At 56.3% G+C, this 14,090-nt stretch carries 11 protein-coding genes and 1 pseudogene; 1 reads left to right on the top strand and 11 read right to left on the bottom strand.

Going from position 1 to position 14,090, the window contains the following annotated elements:
- Nucleotides 1–13: 13 nt before the first annotated feature.
- The 3 genes from PT964_RS21605 to PT964_RS21595 are packed head-to-tail and all read right to left on the bottom strand — an operon-like array spanning nt 14 to nt 3,807.
- The gene (locus tag PT964_RS21605) at nt 14–1,567 is read right to left on the bottom strand and encodes a UDP-glucose--hexose-1-phosphate uridylyltransferase (protein ID WP_274365435.1); all 1,554 of its coding nucleotides are present in this window, start codon (nt 1,565–1,567) and stop codon (nt 14–16) included.
- Between the two features lie 16 nt (nt 1,568–1,583).
- The gene (galE, locus tag PT964_RS21600; RefSeq protein ID WP_274365434.1) at nt 1,584–2,573 is read right to left on the bottom strand and encodes a UDP-glucose 4-epimerase GalE; all 990 of its coding nucleotides are present in this window, start codon (nt 2,571–2,573) and stop codon (nt 1,584–1,586) included.
- A gap of 58 nt (nt 2,574–2,631) precedes the next feature.
- Nucleotides 2,632–3,807 carry a galactokinase gene (locus tag PT964_RS21595; RefSeq protein WP_274365433.1) on the bottom strand — a complete coding sequence of 392 codons (1,176 nt, stop codon included), beginning with the start codon at nt 3,805–3,807 and terminating at the stop codon, nt 2,632–2,634.
- A gap of 181 nt (nt 3,808–3,988) precedes the next feature.
- Here PT964_RS21595 and PT964_RS21590 point away from each other — a divergent pair, with 181 nt between their 5' ends.
- Complete coding sequence (locus tag PT964_RS21590; protein WP_274365432.1) at nt 3,989–4,882, top strand: AraC family transcriptional regulator; 894 nt, start codon at nt 3,989–3,991, stop codon at nt 4,880–4,882.
- Between the two features lie 9 nt (nt 4,883–4,891).
- On the opposite strand, the gene PT964_RS21585 is transcribed toward PT964_RS21590, so the two are convergent.
- The 8 genes and pseudogenes from PT964_RS21585 to PT964_RS21550 all read right to left on the bottom strand — a co-directional run bounded on the left by PT964_RS21585 (nt 4,892) and on the right by PT964_RS21550 (nt 13,920).
- Entirely contained in the window at nt 4,892–5,770 is an 879-nt protein-coding gene (locus tag PT964_RS21585; RefSeq protein ID WP_274365431.1) for a phytanoyl-CoA dioxygenase family protein, read from the bottom strand.
- 466 nt (nt 5,771–6,236) lie between these two features.
- Nucleotides 6,237–7,649, bottom strand: a complete 1,413-nt coding sequence (locus tag PT964_RS21580) for an NAD-dependent malic enzyme (protein WP_274365430.1) — start codon at nt 7,647–7,649, stop codon at nt 6,237–6,239.
- A 32-nt stretch (nt 7,650–7,681) separates the two neighbouring features.
- Nucleotides 7,682–8,341: an AEC family transporter gene (locus PT964_RS21575; protein ID WP_274365429.1), complete on the bottom strand. Its 660-nt coding sequence runs from the start codon at nt 8,339–8,341 to the stop codon at nt 7,682–7,684.
- A gap of 33 nt (nt 8,342–8,374) precedes the next feature.
- A pseudogene (locus PT964_RS21570) lies at nt 8,375–9,900 on the bottom strand (tripartite tricarboxylate transporter permease).
- A gap of 27 nt (nt 9,901–9,927) precedes the next feature.
- Nucleotides 9,928–10,383, bottom strand: a complete 456-nt coding sequence (locus PT964_RS21565; RefSeq protein ID WP_274365428.1) for a tripartite tricarboxylate transporter TctB family protein — start codon at nt 10,381–10,383, stop codon at nt 9,928–9,930.
- 60 nt (nt 10,384–10,443) lie between these two features.
- Nucleotides 10,444–11,469 (bottom strand): Bug family tripartite tricarboxylate transporter substrate binding protein, encoded by a 1,026-nt coding sequence (locus PT964_RS21560; RefSeq protein ID WP_274365427.1) that lies wholly within the window; start codon nt 11,467–11,469, stop codon nt 10,444–10,446.
- Between the two features lie 137 nt (nt 11,470–11,606).
- Nucleotides 11,607–12,305 carry a response regulator gene (locus PT964_RS21555; protein WP_274365426.1) on the bottom strand — a complete coding sequence of 233 codons (699 nt, stop codon included), beginning with the start codon at nt 12,303–12,305 and terminating at the stop codon, nt 11,607–11,609.
- Complete coding sequence (locus tag PT964_RS21550) at nt 12,298–13,920, bottom strand: ATP-binding protein (RefSeq protein ID WP_274365425.1); 1,623 nt, start codon at nt 13,918–13,920, stop codon at nt 12,298–12,300. The genes PT964_RS21555 and PT964_RS21550 overlap by 8 nt, the downstream gene beginning before the upstream one ends.
- Nucleotides 13,921–14,090 lie beyond the last annotated feature (170 nt).

Here is a 14,090-nt window from a genome sequence, read left to right as displayed (position 1 = left end):
TGGAGGGATTTCCCTATTCGTTTGCGAAGCCGGCCGAGAACAAAAACCGATCGAACGCCCGCTGCCCGGCCTCGTCGCGCTTAAACACGCCGGCGCACGTGAGCACTTCCATAAATTTGCGGCCCACCTCGTCGCGCAGAAGCGCTTCAGCCTCTTCGGCCCGCATAGAGGTCCCATGCTGCGCCGCAATAGCTTCGATCCATGCCGCATGCTTGTACAACGGGCCCGAATCGTCCGACACGACGTCCTCCAGCTTCCGCGCTCCCGTGAGCACCTCCGCAAGGCCGCTCATTTCCTCCTTTAAGCGTCCCGGAAGCACGGCCAGCCCCATCACCTCGATCAAGCCGATATTTTCCTTCTTGATATGGTGCAGGTAGCGGTGCGGATGATAGATGCCCTCGGGATGCTCCTCGCTCGTCAAGTTGTTTCGCAAAACAAGGTCGAGCTCGTATTCGCCGTCCGCGGTCATTCTCGCGATCGGCGTAATCGTGTTATGCGGCGTCTCCCCCGTGAACGCATGAACGTCCACGGACGGATCGCTGTAAGCGCGCCAACGGGCAAGCAGCATAACGGCCAGCCGCAGCGCTTGCTCCCGATCCCAGGAGGCGATGCGAACAATCGACATCGGCCATTTCACGATTCCCGCGCGGACATCCGGGAAATCGGGATGGGTGAAGCTGCGTTCCACCGGAGCCTTTTCCTCCGGGAATACATGCCTCCCGCCCTGAAAATGGTCATGATTCAAAATCGAACCGCCGACAATGGGCAAATCCGCGTTCGAGCCGATGAAGTAATGCGGAAACCGATCGAGAAAATCGAGAAGTCTTACGAACGTTTGGCCTGAAATTTTCATCGGAACGTGCTTGCCGTGAAACACAATGCTGTGTTCGTTATAGTACACGTACGGCGAGTACTGCAGGAACCAATCCTCGCCGTCCAGCTGCAGCGGGATGACGCGCAGGTTTTGCCGTGCCGGATGGTTCAGGCGCCCTGCGTAGCCGACATTGTCCGCACAGAGCAGACACTTCGGATAGGACGCTGCCGGGGCGTTCCTCAGCAATGCGATTTCCCGCGGGTCCTTTTCCGGCTTGGACAGGTTCACCGTAATTTCGAGCTCGCCATACTCCGTTTCCGTCCGCCAGTACAAATTGTTCCGAATCCGGTCCATCCGGATGTAGCCCGAATCGATCGCCAGACGGTAAAAATCGTCGGTTGCCTGCACGATCCCGGCATTCGCGGCCGTCTGTCCGAAGCGGCGGACCACCTCGGACGCGCGAGGCATGAGGCAGCCCATCAACCGCGTGTCGAACAATTCTCGATGCGTACCCGTGTTTTCCTCCAAAATGCCCGCCTCTAACGCATAATCGAGCAGCCGCTCCAATATTCCGGCCGGCAATTCCGGCGTCTCCAACGAATCCGGAGGCTCCCCTTCATACGGTTCGGGGAGCCGTAATATATCCAGCAGCGCATTGCGGGAGGGGATGATGTCGATCGGTTCGATGAGGTCTTTCTTCAATGCGTATTGAAGCAGCCGTTCGACTTCGTATGCTGCGTTACAATCGCCCACGTTGCCTGCGCCTCCTTTATTGCCCGCCGTAGCCTTGCGGATGGGCTTGATGCCATTTCCACGCGCTCTCGATGATCGCTTCCAGCGACGTCCGTTTCGGCTGCCAGCCGAGCTCCGCCTCCGCCCGCGCGCTTGATGCGACAAGCACCGCCGGATCTCCGGCGCGGCGCGGCTCCACGCGGGCCGCAATGGCGTGCCCCGTCACCTTGCGGGCAGCCTCCACCACCTCGCGTACCGAAAAGCCTCTGCCGTTGCCGAGGTTGAATACGGCGCTTCCGCCGCCGTCACGAAGCCGCTGCACCGCCAGCACATGCGCATCCGCCAAATCCATGACGTGGATATAATCGCGAATGCACGTGCCGTCCGGCGTCGGGTAGTCGTCGCCGTACATGCCGATAAATTCGCGCTGGCCGAGCGCCACCTGCAGAATGAGCGGCACCAGGTGCGATTCGGGGCGATGGTCTTCGCCGATCAGCCCGTTCTCGTGCGCGCCGGCCGCGTTGAAGTAGCGGAGCGAAACAAACTTAATGCCGTGCGCCGTGTCGAACCAGCGCATCATGCGCTCCATCGTCAGCTTCGTTTCGCCGTACGCGTTCGCCGGCTCCGTGCGGTCGGTTTCTTCGATCGGCACCCGCTCCGGATCCCCGTAGGTCGCTGCCGTCGAAGAAAATACGATGCGGCTCACGCCGGCCTCCTGCATCCGCTCCAGCAAGCAAAGCGTACCGTACACGTTGTTGTTGTAGTATTTCGCCGGGTTCGTCATGCTTTCCCCGACCAACGAGCTCGCCGCAAAATGCACGACCGCATCGATCTCGTTCTCCGCAAACACGCGGCGCATGGCCTCCGCATCCCGCAGGTCGCACTCGTACAGCTTGCCGCCGAGCACCGCCTGCTTATGGCCGGTCAGCAAATTGTCGACGACGACGACCTCTTCCCCGCGCGCGAGCAGCTCCGCCACCGTATGCGAGCCGATATAGCCCGCTCCTCCGGTCACCAATACCGCCATGTTCTCCACTCCCTCGTTTTATATAAAATGTCCCGCTGTTACGCAGCCTTTTGACCAACTAAAGCTTCTTCGCCCCGTCGCCGATATCCGCCACATAGAACGATGCGTCGAGCCCCGTACGTTCCTTGTACGCTGCGCCGACTTGCTCCCGGAACTGCGCTGCGCTGTCTTGATGCACCAGCGACACCGTGCAGCCGCCGAAGCCGGCGCCGGTCATGCGCGAGCCGAGCACGCCGGGAATTTTGCGGGCCTCTTCTACGAGCACGTCAAGCTCGAAGCAGCTGACGGCGTACAAGTCGCGCAGGCTTTCGTGGGAGCCGTTCATCAGCTCGCCGAAGGCCGGAAGGTCGTCGGCGCGAAGCCGCTCCACCGCCCGCTTCACGCGATCGATCTCTTCCACGACGTGACGCGCGCGTTTGCGGACCGTTTCGTCCTTGATGGCGGATTGATGCGCTTCGAATTGCTCGAGCGTGAGCTCGCCGAGCAGCTTGAGGCCGGGCACCGCGGCGTTTAAATCGGCCACCGCTTGCTCGCACTGGGCGCGGCGGTCGTTATATTCCGAATCGACAAGGCCGCGGCGCTTATGCGTGTTGGAGATGATCAGCTTATATGCACCGCTGTTGAACGGAACGAGCTCATACTCCAGCGTATCGCACATGAGCAGAATCGCGTGGTTCGCCTTGCCGTTCGCCACCGCGAACTGATCCATAATGCCGCAGTTGACGCCGATGAACCGGTTCTCGACCTTCTGGGCAAGCTTGGCCAGCGCTGCGCGGTCGATATCGGCGTGCCCTTCCATCGACAGCAAGCCGTAGCCTGTCACCACCTCGATCGAAGCGGAGGAGGAGAGGCCCGAGCCGTTCGGAATTTCGCCGTGGTACAGAATGTCGTAGCCTCGGCTGATCGTAAATCCCGCTTCTTGCAGTCCCGCGACCATTCCTTTCGGATAATTCGTCCAACCGTCCTCTTCCTTGTAGGTCAACCCATCCATGGAAAAATGTTTCGCGGAAGACGGAAAATTCGTCGAAGCAAGACCCAGCGTCTTATCCGCCCGCGGCCTGATGAGCATCGTCGTGCCGAACGTTAACGCCGCCGGAAACACGTATCCGCCGTTGTAATCCGTATGCTCGCCGATCAGGTTCACCCTGCCCGGCGTGAAGAACGTCTGAATGCCTTCCGCGCCGCCTCCGAACAGGTTGATGAATTCGTCTTGCAGCTTTGTAAGCTCCGCCATCGTTTAATCCGTCCTTTACAGTGAATGTTATATCCTTTTGTGTTTAGTATAGCTCTTGAAATCGGCAAAAACTATGGAACGATGTTAGCGACATATGGATAAATGTGATTTCGTGATGTAAGATAGGTATAACATGTACGGAAGCGGACGTCAGCGGAAAAGGAGGAGGCTGCGCGGAACGATGGACCATAACCTTGAACCTACATACAGTGTCGTGTCGAACCCGCTGCCCGGATCAGGCCGCTTACAGGTGTTGTTCACGGGCAGCAGTCAAACCCGGCCGGCTCACCGGTCGGGACCGAAGGTCGTCGATTATTACTTGATTCATTACGTGGAGTCGGGGTACGGCGTGTTCGCGTATGAAGGGTCGGAGTATTCGCTCGGGCCGGGGGACAGCTTCGTGATCGAGCCCGGCGTGCTCGCCAGCTATACGGCGGACGAGTCCGTGCCGTGGCGGTACCGATGGATCGCATTCAAGGGGGAGGAGGCGTGCGAGCTGATGGCGGCGGCCGGTTTGACGCGGGAGCTGCCGACGGTGCATGTCGGCGGCGGCAGGCGGGGCAGGGCGGTGCGCTTATGCTTCGAGCGGGTTCGCGCCGCTTTCGCGGCGACGGCAGCGGCGGGCCGCGGGCTGCGGGTTGACGCGTATTTACGGCTGCTGCTTGCGGAGTACGCCGACTCGGTTCGAGCGGCCGGGAGCGGCGACGGCGGCTCGGAGCCGGCGGACGGGGGGCCGGACGCGGGGGCCGACCGGCTCGTACGGGCGGCGATCCACTATTTGTCGGCGCAGTACGCCGAGCCGATTTCCATCGAGCTCATGGCCGAGAGCCTCGGGTATAACCGCGCATACGTATCGCGCTTGTTCAAGCGTCATACCGGCGTCAGCCCGGTGACGTTCCTGCTGCGCCTGCGGCTCGACCGCGCGCGGCGCCTGCTGCGGGAGCGGTCGGAGCTGACCGTCGAGCAGGTGGCGTCGTCGGTCGGCTTCCAGGACGCGCTTTATTTTTCGAAGCAGTTCCGGCGCGCTTACGGGCAATCGCCGACGGAGTACCGCGCAGAGGTAAGCCGGGGGTGAGCTTCGACGTTATACCCGGTGCAAGGAGTGGATCGGCTTCGCCAGCGCTTCTTTCCACATCCGCCGCCACTCCCGATGATCGGTCAGAACGCTGCCGGGATCGGCTTTGCTTCGGACGACAAAAGAAGGATGCGCCTCCCTCCCCGAATGAGCGCCGGTTTTATGGTATCGAAGATCGATGGACCAGCGGACGATGCCGGATACGTTGTCCGTGCTGCGGTGAGGCGTATATTTGTTCATGATGACGACTCCGCCCTTCCGGCATTCCCCTCTCATCGGTTGAGCCGCCTCGAGCAGCTCGGGCACGATCGATGTGCCTCCTTCTTTACGATGCGTCAAATATCCTTTCTTAAATGCGCCCGGGACAATTTCCATGCAGCCGGTTTCCGCCGTTGCGTCCACAAGAGGCACCCAGAACGTAATAATTTCCGAAGCGTCGGAATCGGGGTGGGTCACCGCGACGTCCTGATGCCACGGCACGTTTCCATTGTAGCCCTCATGTCTGATTCCGGATTCGACAGGAAGCTTATGCCTTAAATGCTGGATCGGATTGCAGCTGATTTCACTTCCCAGCAAACATTCGACGACGTCGAGCAAATTGTCGTTGCGCAAAAAGGCAAATATAGCCTCGCCGCCGTACTCCATAATGTCGAACGAATTGCCGATTTCGGGACATTGCCGATGCAGAAGGGCGTATCTGCGCTCGAACGGTTCGTTTTTGTGCAGTTCCCGGAGCTTACCTTCCTTATGGAGCGCTTCCGCTCTCTCATCGATCACTCTCTCGATTTCGTCGATCACCGGCTGCAGATCCTCGTCAGTCAGCACATGCTCCGCAATCAATACGCCGTCCGTTTGATAAGCGATAATTTGATCAAGCGACAGTCTCATGACAATACCTCCCGGATTCCGTTATTGTTCCTAGAATCGTTAAGCGTTTTCAATAACAGCTTACCATGTAACATGCGAAACGAGAACAAGTTCGGCGGCTCGGTCTAACGGTCAANGTTCCTAGAATCGTTAAGCGTTTTCAATAACAGCTTACCATGTAACATGCGAAACGAGAACAAGTTCGGCGGCTCGGTCTAACGGTCAAGGATGCAGTTATTCGGCGTTTTGAACGGAGTTTTCAGTTTTAACGGTCACCAGTGCAGTTATTGCTTCGAAAAAGCGAGGATAGGCGCCAAAAATCGAAGTTTAGCGTCTTTGGTGTCCGTTAGAAAAATTACGGGGGACATATTGGCAATATAGCGTCTGTGGCGTCCTTTAGCACCAGCGGTCAGCGAGGAGCAGTGGAGAAACAGCGGAGAAATAAAAAAAGCGTGCAGCGGCAAAACTGTGCCGCTGCACGTCCCTATCACCTAATCTTCCGCCGCGCCACTCCGTCTTCGATAGCGGCCGCCACGACGGCGTCCTTCACTTTATCCGCCACCGTCTGATTGAACACGCTCGGAATAATGTAATGCTCGTTCAATTCCTCGTCGCTCACGACCGACGCGATCGCTTGCGCCGCCGCAAGCTTCATCCGCTCCGTAACGCGGGAAGCGCGGCAATTGAGCACCCCGCGGAACAAGCCGGGGAAGCAAAGCACATTATTGATTTGATTCGGATAGTCGGACCTTCCGGTAGCCATGACGCGGACGTGGCCCTCTGCTTCTTCCGGCGAAATTTCCGGCACCGGATTCGCCATGGCGAACACGATGCGATCCGGCGCCATCCGTTTGATATCCTCCACCGCAATGACGCCCGGTCCCGACACCCCGATGAAAATATCCGCGCCCGCAATGACATCCGACACCCGTCCCTCTTCCCGGTTCGGATTCGTGTGCTCGGCATACCATTCCCACACTTTGTTTCCGTAGGATTGCCCTCTCACCAATGCCCCTTGCTTGTCCACGCCGATGATATTGGTTACTCCTGCCGCAAGCAGTATTTTCGTGCAAGCGATGCCCGCCGCGCCTACGCCGCAAAGCACCACCTTGCAATCCTGCAGCCTTTTTCCGACCACCTTCACCGCATTGTACAGCCCCGCGAGCAATACGACCGCCGTACCGTGCTGGTCGTCGTGAAACACCGGAATGTCCAGCTCCCGTACGAGACGCTCTTCGATTTCGAAGCAGCGCGGCGAAGAAATATCTTCGAGGTTGATGCCCCCGAAAGCGGGCGCAATCAATTTGATCGTCCGAATGAGCTCTTCCGTATCCTGCGTATCCAAACAAATCGGAAAGGCGTCGACTCCGGCCAGCTGCTTAAACAGCATCGATTTGCCTTCCATGACCGGCATCGCGGCCAAAGGACCGATATTGCCGAGCCCGAGAACGGCCGACCCGTCGGACACGACGGCAATCGTATTTCTTTTGATCGTCAGGGAGTGCGCCCGGTTCGGCTGCTCATGAATCGCCATACATACGCGCGCTACGCCCGGTGTGTATACGCGGGACAAATCGTCTCGCGTTTTGACTGCGATTTTCGGCGTGACTTCGATTTTTCCTCCCAAATGCACTAAAAACGTTTGATCGGAAACCTGTAAAACCTTCACTCCGTTCATCGCGCCGAGCACGAGCTCGATCGCTTTGCTTTGAAGCGAATCCGCCAGGTTTACTGTAATGTCCCGGACCGTAACGGTTTTTCCGGGCCGAATGACGTCCATCGCCACGATGTCGCCGCCGGCGTCGCCGATGGCGGCTGCGATTTGGGCGAACGTTACCGATTCATTGTCGATCTCCAATCTCATTACGATGCTTGTGCTGGCGCTGGCAGGAATAGCCAATGGATCACACATCCTTACTGTGAAATTTTGATTTACCACAACATTTGGGCCGCATAGATGGCCGCCGTTACCGATAAGCAGCTAAGTACGGTACTAAAGAGCACGATTTGCGCGGCAAGCTCCGGGTCCGTCCCATACTCAAGCGCTAGAAGCGCGCTGTTTCGTGATGCGGGGTAAGAGCTCGCGATAAACAAGGACTGCGCGATCATTCCGCTCCACCCAAAAGCTTCGATCAGCGCAAAGGCGATCAACGGCGAGAGTACGAGTCTTCCAAGAACTCCGATAACAAGATTCCATCTCACTCTGCGAATGTTCAAGCCGGCCAGCTGAGCGCCGAGCGTCAGCAGCGCAATGGCTACAAAGGCTTCGGATACGTCCTGTATGGGCTTCATCAAGACCGGCGGGAGCCGAATATCAGCCATCCGCAGCAGCCCTGCAGCCACTATCGCGTAAAGTACGGGAAGCTGCAGCATCGCCCAAAAGTTCGCGCCCGCCTTTCGTTCCCCGCCGGATAATGATTGATAGACACCCAAAGTGTACGTGAGAATGTTTTGAATGACGGAAATAATCGCCTGCAGGGCCGTTCCGAGCGGGTTATGAGCAAACACCGGCTCGCTTACGGTCACCCCGCAATTGCCTTGATTGCTGAGCACGAATCCGTTGCGAACGACGGATGACGGCCCTCGTTCCATTCGAAGCCCTCTAACGTATTTGCACGAATACAGTCATGCTTCTTCATTCACAATGACGTTTCTGCCTCTCTTTTTCAGAAACAGAGGGATGACCATCCATAATAGAGCTATTGTTAAAAAAATAAGAGAGACCGGCTTCTGCACGAATATCGCGAAATTCCCGTTAGAAATCGTAAGCGCTCGTCTCATGTTGTTTTCAATCATCGGTCCCAAAACCAAGCCGAGCACGAGCGGCGCGATCGGAAAATCGTGTTTGGCCAGCAAATACCGACAATCCCGCAGGCCAGCAGCAGCAGCAAATCGAACGTCGTATATTGCACCGCATATACGCCGAAGATCGAAATCGCGATAATGATCGGAATCAAAAATTTCGCAGGCGTTTCAATGATTTTCGCAAAAATTTTGACGAGAGGCATATTCAGAATAAGCAGCATCACGTTGCCGATGAACATGCTCGCAATAAGTCCCCAAGCGATGCTCGGATGGTCCGAGAATAACAGCGGGCCCGGCTGAACGTTGTACATAATCAGCGCCCCCATGAGAATCGCCGTCGTTCCGGAGCCGGGTATGCCCAAGGTGAGCAGCGGAATCATCGCCCCGCCGGAAGCGGCGTTGTTCGCCGATTCGGGAGCGGCCACGCCTTCAATCGCGCCTTTGCCGAAGTTGTCCTTGTTTTTGCTGATTTTTCGTTCCAATACATAAGAGAAGAACGAAGCCAACGTAGCGCCGGCACCCGGCAAAATTCCGATAAAGAAGCCCAGCAGCGAGCCTCTTGCGATAGGTCCCGCACTCTGCTTCAGATCCGTGCGGGTCGGCAAAATACGCCCGACTCTGGCAATTGGGCCGCTCCCGGCGTCCTTTTCAAGAATCGTCTTGCATACTTCCCCGATGGCGAACAACCCGACGGCCACCGTTAAAAATTCCAACCCGGAATACAGTACAGGTATGCCGTACGTAAACCGCGCCACGCCGGACACGTTGTCGATCCCGATCGTAGCTAACAGCAAACCGAGCACCGTCATAATCAAAGCTTTGGTTACCGATTTTCCCGCCAGCCCGCTTACGGCACATAATCCAAGGATCATGAGCGAAAAATATTCGGCCGGGCCGAAGGAAAGAGCTACTTCCGACAATGGCTGCGCAAGCGCGACAAGACCGATCAAAGAAATAATGCCGGCTGCGAAAGAGCCGATGGCCGCAATCGCGAGCGCCGCTCCCGCCCGGCCTTGTCTTGCAAGCTGATACCCGTCCAAGGCGGTGACGACCGACGATGACTCTCCGGGAGTATTCAACAAAATCGATGTGGTCGATCCGCCGTACATCGCCCCGTAATAGACGCCTGCCAGCAATATGATCGCGCTGACCGCGGCGGATTCCGGATCTTGGCCCGCCGTGAACGAAGCCGTAACCGGGATGAGCAGCGCGACCCCGCTCATCGGACCGATGCCCGGCAGGACGCCGACGGCCGTTCCGATCAACACGCCTACGAAAGCGAATAGTAAATTATGCCATTGCAGCGCTTGTGCGAATCCGTGCAGCAAGTGTTGCAGTATATCCAAGTCCCGCCGCCTCCTTTGCTCCTGCTGCTATTGAAACCATACCGGAAGACCCGGCAGGGAGCCTTGCAATACGGTAACGAAAATATAATAGACGCCAAATGAAAAAGCTCCGGCGATGACGATCGATTTTAGAAGTCCGCCCCGCTGCATGACTTGAAAGCTGGTTACAAGGAAAAGAAACGTCGTAACGATATATCCGAGCGTCTCCAGCAGCAGCGCATACAGAATCGCCGCCCCAAAAATAATAAAGAAACGCTTATAATCGAACAATTGTTTCTCTGCTTCCTTGTCGGGATAGCGGAACGTCTCGTAAAACAGCTTTGCGCATAATAGCAATAAAATAATTCCCAAGCCGAGCGGAAAAATGTTCGGCCCTACGTTGCTTCCGTAGGCGCTGCTAGCGATGCCGCGGCTTTCCAGAACGAATGCCGCACCGACGATGAACAACGCTATGCTCGCATATTTGTCGAATGTTTTGTTCACCCGCTGCCCCTCCTTGTAGAAAGTAGGGAGAAGCGTCTCGTCTTCTCCCCGCTTCTATGATTACTTCGCCATGCCTAACGCGGTGAGCAGCTCGATAATGAGCCGATCCTGCTCTTTCAGGAAAGAATCGAATTCGTCCGCGTTCTTGTACTCGCTTTCCCAGCCGTTCGCCTTCAGCTCTGCATTCCAAGCGTCACTCTCGTTAAGCTCCTGCAGCTTTGCCTTCCAGAACGCTTTCGCGTCCTCGGACATATTTTTCGGGCCGAACAAGCCGCGCCAAATCGTAAAGTCCGCGTCGACGCCCTGCTCCTTGAACGTCGGCAAGTCGGCGAAATCGCCGCCCAAACGTTCGCTTGCGCTAATGCCGAGCACCTTAACCTTGCCGGCTTTCAAAAATTCGGCGACACCCGAAACGTCGGTGGCGATCGCGTCCGCCGAGCCGCCCAGCAATGCCGCAACCGCTTCGCCGCCGCCGTCATACGATACGTATTTCACCTTCGTCGGGTCGATCCCGTACTTAAATGCCGGAAGAACGGCGAGCAAATGGTCCATCGAGCCCGGAGCGGAGCCGCCGGCCACCGTAATTTTCGAAGGATCCGCTTTGATCGCGTCCAATAAGCTTTTCAGATCGCTATAAGGCGAATCCGCTTTTACGACGACGGCGCCGAAATCTTTCGTCAATTGCGCAAGAGGCGTCGTATCCCGGAAACCGTAAGGGCTGTTGCCCTCCTTCTTGTCATTGTTGATCAGAATCGGAGGAGAGCTTACAAACAGCTTGTAATCGTTTTTGGCGTCCTGGGTTACATACTCGGCCAAAAACACGGCTCCTCCGCCGCCCGGTTTGTTCTCAACCGTGATTGCCTGCTTCACGAGCTTCGTTTCGCCTAACACCTTCGCGACGGCTCTGGCCGTCTTGTCCCAGCCCCCGCCTGCGCCGGACGGCGCAACGACGGAAATCGCCTTCTCGGGATAAGAGGAAGCCGCATGATTGCCTCCGCCGCCGTTGGACTGCTTGCTTCCCGCCGAACAAGCGGCAAGCGATAAAGCGATAGCGCTTACAAGCATGATTGCCGTTAATTTTTTCATATTGCCCGACCCCCAAACTTTGTTTTTTGAATGCGCTTACTGAAAGCGCTATCTCAATGTAGCAAAAAAAAATGACCGCTCCTAGTTTGCGGTCATAAAACGATTAAACGTCATTTCGGCCATTTTGTTCATAAAATTCACGGCGCCAGTACGTATCTCCGCTCCGGTCTTCCGATGGAACCGTAAGTCAGCCGGGCGACCAGCTTTTTTTGCGAAACGAGGTACTCCAAATACCGCCGGGAGGTCGATCGGCTGAGGCCCGCTTTCGCGCTTAAGCTTTCGGCCGTCATTCCGTCCTTCCCGAAATCCGTAACGAACCCAAGCACGCGCTCCAGCGTCAACGGATCAATTCCCTTCGGAGCGTCCGCATAGACTTCCTTCTGGGCGGATTCCGCTTTTCCGCTGCGCCATAGCATGTCGATCTGCTCGGAGGTTAGCGGCTCTCTTCCCTTCAGCCTTTGCCTGGATTGACGGTATTGCTCCAAGCAGCTTTTGAAACGGTCGTACGTGAGAGGTTTCATAATAAAGTCGAACACGCCGCCGTGGAGCGCACCTCTTACAATATCGGCTTCCGCTGCGGCGGTAATCATGATGACGTCCGCATCGATCTGCTCCCGCCGAATGTATTTGACGAGCTCAAGGCCGCTCATATCGGGCAAATATACATCCAGCAGCACAAGGTGAGGCTTCACGACGGACAGCCATTCCATCGCTTGGCTCCCGGTCGTCGCTACGGCGATTACCTTGAAGCCTTCGAGCGTTCCGGCGAATCGCCTGTGGATCTCGGCGATTCGGGCGTCATCCTCTACGATCAGCACCTCGATGATCTCATCCATTTCCTTTCACATCCTTCGGTATGGCGACAATAAAGAGCGCTCCGCCCCAGCCGCCTCTCTCTACGGTGATGCTTCCGCCCAGCTGCCCGACGAGCTCCCGAACTCTGGCGAGGCCGTACCCCCGCTTCCCGGACCCGTTATCCTTCGTCGTGTATCCGAGCTCGAATATTTGCGGAATCGCGTCTTCCCCGATCCCCGGCCCCGTATCTTCCACTTCCAATATCATATCGTCGCCGATGTCGATAATGAAAATGCGAACCTTTTTGTCGCTTTCTTCATTTTGCAGGACTGCATCAAAGGCGTTCGATACCAAATTGCCGAGTATGGAAACAAACTTTCCGCTGTCGATTCGGGAATCGAATGAAGCGAGGCTGCTCTCCCGGTCTAAAACCAAATCGACCCTTAACTCTTTAGCCCGGTTCATAAACCCGAGCAATATGCCGCCGAGCCACGGCGCCTTAATATGGTTCGTAATAAATTGAATCAAGTCCTGCTTGTCCGCCGACTCCTTATGGATCAATTCCAACGCCTCTTCGTACGCTTCCAGCTGAATGAGGCCGGATATCGTATACAGCATGTTGTTGAACTCGTGGGTTTGCGCACGGAGCGCTTCGGTATACCGCTTCACCTGCGAAAGCTCCTCCGTCAGCTGGTCCATTTCCGACTTCAGCCGGAAGCTGGACACGACCCCGATCACTTTCCCTCCGGAACGGACCGGTATCCGGTTCGCGATAATGACTTTCCCGCCAAGCTCGGTCTCTTGGTCCAGCTGCTTTCGCCCCGTCTTCAGCACTTGAAGCAGCTCTCCGTTCGGAACGACGTCAAGCACCGGCTTTCCGATGACGTCTTTGCCGCGCGGCAAAGCCAGTATATTGCGCGCCGTTTCATTCAGCAGCACGATCGTCCCTTCCTTGTCGATCACCATGATGCCTTCCCGGATCGATTGGATGACCGCATCCCTCACCTCGTATAAAGAAGATATTTCTTCCGGTTCCAGCCCGAACAGCGTCTTTTTGATATTGCGCGCAAGCACGACCGCCCCGATCACCCCGACCAGCAAGCCTGAACATGCGACCCACGCGATTTGCTTGCCGTAGTTGATGGCGATTTGGTGAATGTCCTTTAGTAAAAATCCGACGGAGACGATGCCGATGATTTGGCCCTTCCCGTCTTTGATCGGCACTTTTCCCCGCAACGATAAACCGAGCGAGCCTCTCGCTTTCGATACGTACGATTTCCCGTACCGTAACGCCTGCTCATTGTCTCCTCCGACCATTTCTTTGCCGATTCGGTCCTCAAGCGGGTGCGAATACCGGATGCCTTGCTTATTCCCGACAACGATAAATTCCGCATCGGTAATGCTTCGAATGTCTTCCACAATCGGCTGAATCGTCTCCCAAGGCCGTTCGTCGCCGAACGCCCGAATAATTTGCGGGTCCGTTGCGACTTGTGTCGCGATATGGAGCGCGCGGTTTCCGATTTGCTGCTCGACGGTCCGCGAGACGGACAAATACGTAAGGATCGTAATTTGAACGATAATGGCAAGCACAAGAGCGACGGTAAAAAAAGTGATTCTGCGCTGAAGCGTCCAGCCCATTTTTAACCTGTTTTTCATCGAATCGCTCCCGTGTTCCCCGAAATTTGTTATGTACTTATACTAGCGGATGCCGCGAAAATTTCAATCCTATAAACCGAGACTCCTTCCAACGGCAATTTTTTGCCGCTGCACGCCTCCGACACAAAAAAAAACTACAACTGACCAATTAACGTACAAAACTTAGTTTC

This window comes from Paenibacillus thermotolerans (assembly GCF_028745515.1).
Lineage (GTDB): Bacteria > Bacillota > Bacilli > Paenibacillales > YIM-B00363 > Paenibacillus_AE > Paenibacillus_AE thermotolerans.
The sequence above is the reverse complement of the archived record's forward strand: the minus strand, read 5'-3'. Positions and strand labels throughout refer to the sequence as shown.

What these genes read in the sequence shown, in the direction of transcription:
- galE (WP_274365434.1), bottom strand. Translation starts at nt 2,573, where the DNA reads ATGGCGGTATTGGTGACCGGAGGAGCGGGCTATATCGGCTCGCATACG.
- PT964_RS21595 (WP_274365433.1), bottom strand. Translation starts at nt 3,807, where the DNA reads ATGGCGGAGCTTACAAAGCTGCAAGACGAATTCATCAACCTGTTCGGA.
- PT964_RS21590 (WP_274365432.1), top strand. Translation starts at nt 3,989, where the DNA reads ATGGACCATAACCTTGAACCTACATACAGTGTCGTGTCGAACCCGCTG.
- PT964_RS21585 (WP_274365431.1), bottom strand. Translation starts at nt 5,770, where the DNA reads ATGAGACTGTCGCTTGATCAAATTATCGCTTATCAAACGGACGGCGTA.
- PT964_RS21575 (WP_274365429.1), bottom strand. Translation starts at nt 8,341, where the DNA reads ATGGAACGAGGGCCGTCATCCGTCGTTCGCAACGGATTCGTGCTCAGC.
- PT964_RS21560 (WP_274365427.1), bottom strand. Translation starts at nt 11,469, where the DNA reads ATGAAAAAATTAACGGCAATCATGCTTGTAAGCGCTATCGCTTTATCG.
- PT964_RS21555 (WP_274365426.1), bottom strand. Translation starts at nt 12,305, where the DNA reads ATGGATGAGATCATCGAGGTGCTGATCGTAGAGGATGACGCCCGAATC.
- PT964_RS21550 (WP_274365425.1), bottom strand. Translation starts at nt 13,920, where the DNA reads ATGAAAAACAGGTTAAAAATGGGCTGGACGCTTCAGCGCAGAATCACT.